5 protein-coding genes and 3 pseudogenes are annotated in these 6,535 nt (G+C 63.3%); 7 read left to right on the top strand and 1 reads right to left on the bottom strand.

Annotated features, from left to right (window positions below; genetic code table 11):
* From GA0004734_RS26175 to GA0004734_RS22895, 4 genes and pseudogenes are all read left to right on the top strand, one after another.
* The coding region (locus GA0004734_RS26175; protein WP_175386642.1) for a hypothetical protein at window positions 1-960 on the top strand (960 nt) is incomplete at its 5' end.
* A gap of 51 nt (window positions 961-1,011) precedes the next feature.
* Window positions 1,012-1,801: pseudogene (locus tag GA0004734_RS26790) on the top strand (CHASE3 domain-containing protein); the annotation flags it as partial.
* Window positions 1,802-1,993: 192 nt separating this feature from the next.
* Window positions 1,994-3,272 (top strand): annotated as a pseudogene (locus GA0004734_RS22900) (methyl-accepting chemotaxis protein); the annotation flags it as partial.
* Between the two features lie 23 nt (window positions 3,273-3,295).
* A complete protein-coding gene (locus GA0004734_RS22895; RefSeq protein ID WP_245292530.1) occupies window positions 3,296-3,739 on the top strand; it encodes a chemotaxis protein CheW in 444 nt (147 codons plus the stop codon).
* A gap of 30 nt (window positions 3,740-3,769) precedes the next feature.
* Here the strand turns inward: GA0004734_RS22895 and GA0004734_RS22890 are convergent, their stop codons facing one another.
* Complete coding sequence (locus GA0004734_RS22890; RefSeq protein WP_139056327.1) at window positions 3,770-3,964, bottom strand: hypothetical protein; 195 nt, start codon at window positions 3,962-3,964, stop codon at window positions 3,770-3,772.
* A gap of 81 nt (window positions 3,965-4,045) precedes the next feature.
* Here GA0004734_RS22890 and GA0004734_RS22885 point away from each other — a divergent pair, with 81 nt between their 5' ends.
* The 3 genes and pseudogenes from GA0004734_RS22885 to GA0004734_RS22875 all read left to right on the top strand — a co-directional run bounded on the left by GA0004734_RS22885 (window position 4,046) and on the right by GA0004734_RS22875 (window position 6,534).
* Window positions 4,046-4,846: an ABC transporter ATP-binding protein gene (locus tag GA0004734_RS22885; RefSeq protein WP_245292529.1), complete on the top strand. Its 801-nt coding sequence runs from the start codon at window positions 4,046-4,048 to the stop codon at window positions 4,844-4,846.
* A gap of 61 nt (window positions 4,847-4,907) precedes the next feature.
* Window positions 4,908-5,063 (top strand): annotated as a pseudogene (locus tag GA0004734_RS26565) (branched-chain amino acid ABC transporter permease); the annotation flags it as partial.
* Entirely contained in the window at window positions 5,047-6,534 is a 1,488-nt protein-coding gene (locus GA0004734_RS22875) for an aldo/keto reductase (protein ID WP_092936424.1), read from the top strand. The pseudogene GA0004734_RS26565 and the gene GA0004734_RS22875, both read left to right, overlap by 17 nt.
* Window position 6,535: the final 1 nt, after the last annotated feature.

Genomic DNA, 6,535 nt, shown 5'->3' with positions numbered 1-6,535 from the left:
GCACCGATCGATCCCGACAATCCTGATGCCAGCCTGCTTCTCGACACGGTCGATATCACGCGCCTCGGCTTTACCACGCTGTCATCGGTCACGGCCTCGACGGACCAGCTGGCGCGCCAGCGACAGGCGATTGCTGCAGAACTCATCGGCACGGCACAAGGACTGCTCGGCGAGGGCGAACGCTTCGATGCGGGCAGCGCGATCAGCCTCTTCGGATCGTCCAGCGCGGCGGCAGGCTTCAAGGGCCGCTGGGAAGCCGGAAGCGGCATCACCGTTCTCGGCGGCGCAGCGATCGTCAATCCCGACGACGACGACGTCTCGGTCGATACGCTGGCGTTGCTTGCGGGCGCGGTCCGTTACACGACGCCGCAGGCAACCTGGCGCGCCTTCGGCGAAGTCGGCCTCTGGGGCTCGCCGAACGTCACGACGGATCTGTCGCGCAGCTATCTCAACGTCGACAATATTGTTTCCGCTGGCGGTACGACCGATGGCTCGCTTTTCAGCTCCTACGGACGGATCGGTGCGGTATTCGCACCCGACCAAGCAAACGAGATCGTACTTTCGGCACGCTTCACCAAGGCATGGCTCGATCTCGACGGCTACAGCGAGACGGCAACGGACAGAAACCTCTTCGCGGCCACCGTCCACGGGGGAACGTCGAGCGAGAACATCGTCAGCGCCGAACTTGCCTGGAGCCACCAGACCGAAGGCCGGCTGGACTATACGCTCTCTGGTGCCGTCGGCCGCATCTTCGCCGACGACAAGGCCGTTCGTGCCTCCGTCGATTGGGTCGGCGATGTCTCGGGCCGCGCCCGCGACCAGACGTTCGCCTCCGCAGGCGGCCGCATCGGCGTTCGGCTGGACGACGTCTGGCGCCTGGACACCTCGGTCGCTGCCACCTTCCGCCAGTACGACGATCCCGAATGGAACGTCGGCGCGCAACTGAAGGCTGCGTTCTAGTCGGAACCTGCCCGGCGTTCATGGTCGCCGCGCGATCCGCCCGACAACGGTATGTGCCTGCTGCTTGCGGCCTTCAATTTTTGCGCGAAAGAGTTTGTCGCGGTTTCCGAGCGTTCAATTCCCGCCTTCAGGCACCAAAAGGGACGCTCTCTCGGGTTGAGCGCTTCCATTCGAAGAAAGCAACCAGTCGAACCCCTACTTCTTCTATCGTATTATTTACGCATTCTTATACTATTTTCGTCATTTAGAATACTCGATGCCAGCGGCAGGCTCAGTTCTCCCTTTGGCTGGTGTTGTTCTCCCGTGCGTTGCTCAGTCGTCTGTCTCACACCGTCCTCGGCAAGACATAAAATCAGCGAGCCCATGATGTCCTTCTTCAACAACCTCCAGATTCTTACAAAGATCGCCGCAACCCTCGGCATGCTGATCCTGATCAGCATGGGGGTCAGCTACTCCAGCTATGCGTCCCTCTCCAAGCTTGAGCAGACGGCGGCAATGACGGACCACACGTATAAGGTCATCAACGCCCTGAACGGCATCACCGCGAGCATGGTCGATCAGGAGACCGGCATACGCGGATATCTCGTGTCGGCCGATGAGGCATTCCTGGCGCCACAGAAGGCCGGTTGCTGCCTATGACGCGGCTCTAAAAAACGTCCGAACCTTGACATCGGACAACCCTGCGCAACGGAAGCGCCTGGACACGCTGGAAGCCTTCGTCGCAGACTGGCATGAGAAAGTCTCCAAGCCGGAACTTGCCCTCATGGCGAACGCCGCAACACGCGACCAGGCCCGGGCCATCGTCACGAGTGGCGTTGGCAAAGCCGCGATGGATGGCATCCGTGCAACCGTTAGCGAGATGATCAAGGTCGAAACCGGTCTGCTGGAGGTTCGCGCCGAGGCGGCCGCGGCTGCAGCCGCGTCCGGCCGCTTCAACAATATCGCCGGCGGTGCTGGCACGCTGCTGGTCTCCGTTCTCGCTTTGATCGTTCTGAACGTCGGTCTCGTTCGACCCGTGCGCGGCATGAACGATGCCATGCGCTATCTTGCGGCGGGACGAACCGACATCACGATTCCGGGCAGCGGACGCGCCGACGAAGTCGGCGAGATGTCCGGCGCCGTCGAGGTTTTCCGTCAGGCGGCCATCGTCAACCGTCAGCTGGAGCAGGACGCCGAAGCCGTCCGACGGCAGGCCGAAGCCGACCGCATTCGCCTGACGGCAGAAGCCGAGGCCGCTGCCCAGCAGCGTCTGAACGGCCACGTCGGGCCTCGCCAGCGGCCTGAAGCGCTTGGCTGCAGGCGACCTCACCTTCCAACTGAACGAGCCGTTTTCGCCCGATTTCGAGGCCCTGCGCCACGACCTTAACAATGCCGTGAGCCAGCTGGGTGAGACGCTTCGTTCCGTGGCGCAGGCTGCCGGTTCGATCGATGGCGGCTCGCAGGAGATCAGCCGCGGTGCCGACGACCTGTCCAAGCGCACGGAACAACAGGCCGCGTCGCTCGAAGAGACCGCAGCCGCCCTCGACCAGATCACGGCCAACGTCTCAAATTCCTCCAAGCGGGCCGACGAAGCACGCGCGGTCGCCGTGCAGGCCAATTCCAGCGCCAGCCAATCGGGCAAGGTGGTCGCCCAGGCGGTCGAAGCCATGGGCAAGATCGAAGCGTCCTCGAACGAAGTCTCCAACATCATCGGCGTCATCGATGAGATTGCCTTCCAGACCAACCTGTTGGCGCTCAACGCCGGTGTCGAGGCGGCGCGTGCCGGCGATGCGGGCAAGGGCTTTGCCGTTGTTGCCCAGGAGGTGCGGGAATTGGCGCAGCGCTCCGCCAAAGCGGCAAAGGAAATCAAGGAGCTCATTCGCAATTCATCCGTCGAAGTCCAGAACGGCGTTCAGCTGGTCAGCGAAACCGGCCTGGCCCTGCAGACGATCGAAGGCTACATCATCACGATCAATCAGCACATGGACTCGATCGCCACGTCCGCCCGGGAGCAGTCCGTCGGACTGAGCGAAGTCAACATCGCCGTCAACCAGATGGACCAGGTGACGCAGCAGAACGCTGCCATGGTCGAGGAAACCAGTGCCGCCGGCGTCACCCTGGCAAGTGAAAGCAGCAATCTCCGCCACCTCATCGGGCAGTTTGTTCTCGGTAACACCGGCGCACAATCGTCGGCACTGCGTCACGCGGCGGCGACCATGAAGGCGGCAAACACGCCGCGCTACGCCAACGCACAGCCGGCTGCGCGTCCCCGCAAGGCTGCCGGGGCATCGGCCGGAAACACAGCAGTCAACGATGGATGGAGGGAATTCTGATGCTACATGCGGCGAACTCGGCAATGCTGGAAATCATAGCCTTCCGGCTCCACGATCAGGAGTTCTGCGTCCGGACCGTCACCATCCGCGAGATTCGCGGATGGGCACCCGTGACGCCCATTCCCCAGGCTCCCTCGGAAGTCCTGGGTGTCATGAACCTTCGTGGCACGGTCATTCCCGTGATCAACCTCGCGCTCAAGCTCGGTATGTCCGGTGCCGAACCGACCGAGCGCAGTGCCATCGTCGTTACGGAAGTGCACGGCATGGTGATGGGGCTTCTCGTGGACCAGGTCTCGGATATCCTCATGGTCTCCGCGGACCTGCTTCAGCCGGTTCCCGACATCACGTCGTCCGGTGCGACGGCCTTCTCCGATGGCATCATCGTCCAGCCAAGCGGCATGATCTGCTTCCTGAACCTCGATCGTATGTTCAACAGAAGTGAAGCGGAATTGTTGCTCGCAGCGTAAGCGGCTTCACCAAAATATCGACCGACCATCTCACGGCCGGTCGATATCTTTTGGTTTCAGCCAACACAGTTCGATGATGGCCAGGCACCCGGCTGAAACACGGCTCCAACTGTCGAAAGTCTGCAACACCCGCAGCGTAAAGCCGAACTTCCGGAACGCTGTTGCCCGGTGGCCTAGCTGTGCCTTTTTTTTTAGTGTTATCAGCATCTTGGTATAGTCGGCCATTCTAAAGTCCGTCTCGGCTATTCGAAAACTGACTACCATCGCGTAAATCACTGAATTCATTGCAGCCTCGGAATCCCTCGCTTGCCATTCCAGATCGCCTCGAAAACGCCGGCAGCTGAAAGTTCCGTTATCGATGCCCGCAATCTCGTCAAGCGGTTCGACGGGATGACGGCGGTCGACAGGATGTCGCTGCGGCTGGCGCGCGGCGAGATGGTTGGGCTGATCGGGCCGAACGGGGCTGGCAAGACGACACTCTTCAACCTCATTGCGGGCACGCTGAAACCGACATCGGGCGAGATCCGGATCGGCGGGCGCGACGCATCGCAGGATCGGCCGGAACAGCGGATCGGCCTCGGTATCGGGCGGACGTTCCAGATCCCGAGACCTTTCCTCGAAATGACCGTGCTCGAAAACGTGCTCGCGGGCGCGCAGCGCCAGGACGGGGAGCGGCTGCTCGCCAATTTTCTGCGCGTCGCCCATGTGCGACGACAGGAGAAGGCGGCGGTCGAGAAGGCACGCGCGCTTCTCGCCTTCGTCACCCTGTCGGATCTCGAACACCAGCCGGCACGGGTTCTCTCCGGCGGACAGCGCAAGCTCTTGGAACTGGCGCGCATCCTGATGGCGGATCCGACCGCTATCCTGCTCGACGAGCCCGCGGCCGGCGTCAACCCGGCCCTGCTGGAGACCATCATCGAGCGCGTGCGGCGGCTGAACGCGGAGGGCACGTCCATCCTCCTGATCGAGCACAATATGGACATGGTCTCCCGTCTCTGCTCGCGGGTCGTCGCCATGGCGCTGGGCAGGCCGCTTGCCGAGGGTAGCCCGGCAGAGGTCGCGCGCGATCCCGCTGTCATCGAGGCCTATCTCGGAGCCATGGCATGAGCGCCGTCTCGGCTCCGCCGATGGGTCCGGCACTCGATATTCACGCGCTCGTCGCTGGATACGCGCCGCATCCTTGCAGATCGTCGCAATCGGCGTCGGCCTTTGCGCCATCCTTCTTCTTCGGCCCCGCGGCATTCTGGGCGAGCGCAGCGCGCTCGGCCGCCGCGAAAAACGCGGGCGCAGGCCCGGGAGACGTCCTGATGACCGAGCGCCCTGACCGCATTCGCCTCACACCCGATCTGGAGATCAGCCGCCTCGTCTGCGGCCTCTGGCAGGTCGCCGACATCGAAAAGAACGGCACGACGATCGATCCGGACATGGGTGCAGACGCCTTGCAGGCCTATGCTCGAAACGGTTTCGACACGTTCGATATGGCCGATCACTATGGTTCGGCCGAGGTGATCACCGGCCGTCTCCTGTCGCGTTACCCGAATGCACCGCGACCGGTCGCCTTCACGAAGTGGTGTCCCGAGCCCGGCCCGATGACGCGCGATATCGTGCGGCGCGGCGTCGAGGAACGTCTGACCCGGCTCGGGGTCGAGCGGATCGACCTTTTGCAGTTTCATTGGTGGACCTTCCAGCACCCCGCCTGGCTGGATGCCCTCAACGAGATGCAGCGGCTGAAGCAAGAAGGCCTCATCGGCGCGCTGGGCCTGACGAATTTCGACGCGGGGCATCTGGCGCTGGCGCTGTCCGACGGCATCGAGATCACGACCAATCAGGTCTCGTTCTCGCTGGTCGACCGCCGTGCCGCAGGCGCCTTGTCGGATCTCTGCCAGAAGCGCGGCGTCAAGCTGTTGGCCTATGGCTCGCTCTGCGGGGGCTTTCTCTCCGAAAAATGGCTGGGTGCGCCGGAACCGGAAACGATACCCGACTGGAGCCGCTCGAAATACAAGCGCTTCATCGACACGGCCGGCGGCTGGGCCGCGTTTCAGGGCATCCTCGAAGCCGCATCGCGGATCGCCCGGCGACATCATGTCTCTCTGTCGAACGTCGCCAGCCGCTGGGTTCTAGAACATCCAGCCGTTGCCGCCACGATCATCGGCGCGCGGCTTGGAGAAAACGAGCATCGCGGCGACAATCTGAACGTTTTCGGCTTCTCGCTCGACGCGCAGGACCATGCGGATCTTAACGAGGCTTTCGCCGCCACCCAGCCCATCCCCGGCGATTGCGGCGATGAATATCGCAAGCCGCCGTTCCTTACCGCCTCCGGCGATCTCAGCCATCATCTGAGTGCCATTCCCTCGATCTACACCGCCGAGCCGGTTCCGGGCCGGCCGGGACGCAGCCGTGTCTCCTCCGGCAGCATCTGGGAGCCGATCGCCGGCTACAGCCGCGCCGTCCGCGTGGGCAACCGCATCCACGTCTCCGGCACGACGGCCACGCATGCAGCCGACCGCTGCGTCGCGCCGGGGGATGCGGGAGCGCAGGCAACCTACATCCTCGACAAGATCGCCGCATCGATCGCCGCGCTCGGCGGATCGATGGAAGATGTGGTGCGGACCCGCGTCTATCTGCGCGACGCCAGCCAATGGGAGCCGGTTTCCCGCGCCCACGGCCGCGTCTTCGGCACCGTCCTGCCCGCCAACACGATGATGGAGGCGGGCAATCTGATCGGCGATTACGCGGTCGAGATTGAGGCGGAAGCCATCTGCGACGGAGCCGCAGGCGGTAGCATCAGTCTGTAGC

It is taken from the genome of Rhizobium sp. 9140 (assembly GCF_900067135.1).
In the GTDB taxonomy this organism is placed as follows: domain Bacteria; phylum Pseudomonadota; class Alphaproteobacteria; order Rhizobiales; family Rhizobiaceae; genus Ferranicluibacter.
The sequence above is the reverse complement of the archived record's forward strand: the minus strand, read 5'-3'. Positions and strand labels throughout refer to the sequence as shown.